At 69.2% G+C, this 747-nt stretch carries 1 protein-coding gene; it reads right to left on the reverse strand.

Annotation, left to right across the window (positions count from 1 at the left end; genetic code table 11):
- The coding region (locus CKO40_RS23805; RefSeq protein ID WP_200348937.1) for an RHS repeat-associated core domain-containing protein at window positions 1–747 on the reverse strand (747 nt) is incomplete at both ends.

A 747-nucleotide genomic window follows, 5' to 3' on the forward strand; every position in this document is an offset into this window, starting at 1 on the left:
CCTTGCTCCCAACTTGGCGATACCCTTCGCCGCGAGCTTACCGGCCGCGCCGAGCCCTGTAGCCAGTGCTGCCGATTCGCCGAGAGCCGCTCCAAGGCGCTCCTCCGGTGCAATCGTAAACTGGGAGAGCACCGGGTCGCCACTGCCCCCGGCGAGGCGCGTTACGCCGCCGACGGCGAAGTTGATGAGGCCGATGGCGTCGTTGGCGAGGCCCTTGCCGGCGCCGGTGAGGGTGCCTCCGAGGGAGGCGTCACCCACGCCGTTGCGGATGGCGTTGTCGATGTTCGGTAGGAAGGTGCCGACGACACCGCTACCCCAGTAGCCACCCTGGTTATTGGCCTGGGGGGTCCGGACGCTCCCTTCTCCGACCGTCCCCGTGGGGTCAAGGAAGTTGACGGGGCTGTTCAGCGCATAGGCGTAGCGGTTCACCCCGTCGATAAAGCCCAAGGGGTCCGGCTGGGTGAAGCGCCCGATGTGGGGGTGGTAGTACCGCGCCCGGTAGTGGACGAGGCCGGTGGCGTCGGGCTCCCGTCCGGTGTAGCCGTAGGTGGGTATCGGGGGGCCTGAGGTGAGGGCCGCATTCGGGTTGCCCCAGGGGCCGTAGCCTTGCGTGGCGACCAGGGCACCGGTGGCGGCGTCGGTGGTGGCCACGACCGAGTTGTGCCCGTCCTGGTGATAGACGAGGGTCTGGCCCGCGGTGTAGTGGAGGATGGGGCTGTCGATGCCGGCGCCGTGGACGTAGCGGGC

The sequence above is a fragment of the Halochromatium glycolicum genome, from assembly GCF_016584085.1.
Lineage (GTDB): Bacteria > Pseudomonadota > Gammaproteobacteria > Chromatiales > Chromatiaceae > Lamprobacter > Lamprobacter glycolicus.